This window comes from Dorea sp. D27 (genome assembly GCF_001185345.1).
Taxonomy (GTDB): domain Bacteria; phylum Bacillota; class Clostridia; order Lachnospirales; family Lachnospiraceae; genus Extibacter.
This window is the reverse complement of the sequence record NZ_KQ236761.1, coordinates 1-716: the sequence shown is the minus strand read 5'-3', so window position 1 is coordinate 716 and position 716 is coordinate 1. Positions and strand designations below refer to the sequence as shown.

The 716-nt window shown below is 53.2% G+C and carries 1 protein-coding gene; it reads right to left on the bottom strand.

The genetic code is table 11. From position 1 onward, the window contains the following. Positions 1 to 475 precede the first annotated feature (475 nt). Positions 476 to 716 (bottom strand): hypothetical protein (locus HMPREF0980_RS19310; RefSeq protein WP_207643622.1); only part of this gene is annotated, 241 nt, incomplete at its 5' end.

The following is a 716-nucleotide window of genomic DNA, read 5'->3' as shown; positions in this document are numbered from 1 at the left end:
CCGGGTGGCAGATGCTTCGATGCGTACGAGGCTCCGACTATTTCACGTATCCCTAACCCTGCGGAATGCGCGCCGATAGCGGCTTGCATCCGCAGGATAAGGGCTACGGAAAGGATTCTCCGCCTCTCCCGCTTACACCTGCGCATCTCCCACCCGGCTCCCCGTCCGCTATCTACTTTACTAACAAGGGCGTGAGCGGCCGTGTGACGTTACTGGCCAGCGGATGAACGCTGGCTGCGTCAGCTAGATGGAAAATGGTAGCAAGCTTAGTGTATACAGCACATACAGTTTAAAACGTTGTATATTATCGTAGTTAAACGTTTGCAGCGTGGCGTACACGCCGTTGCTGCAGGAAGAGCCGGAGTCAGGCAAGGGGATGTTATCTCACATAACAGCCCTGTACCTGATTCCGGCTCTTCCTCATTATAATTATAATTCCATTTTGCCAAAGGTTTTCACTCGCTCAGCTTTTTTATTAATATACCGGCACAGATAAATTCCTTCCGACCGCCAGTAACGTCACACAGCCACCCCCGCCCGTGCCAGTAAAGTAGATAGCCGATGGGGAGGCAGGGGACAGATGCGAAGGTATAAGCGGGAGGGACGGAGAATCCTCACCAGATTCCTTAGCTTGTGGGATGAGAGCCGCTATCGGCGAACATTCCACAGGCTTAGGAATCTGTGTGATAGTCGCAGTCCCGGACGCATCGCAGCAG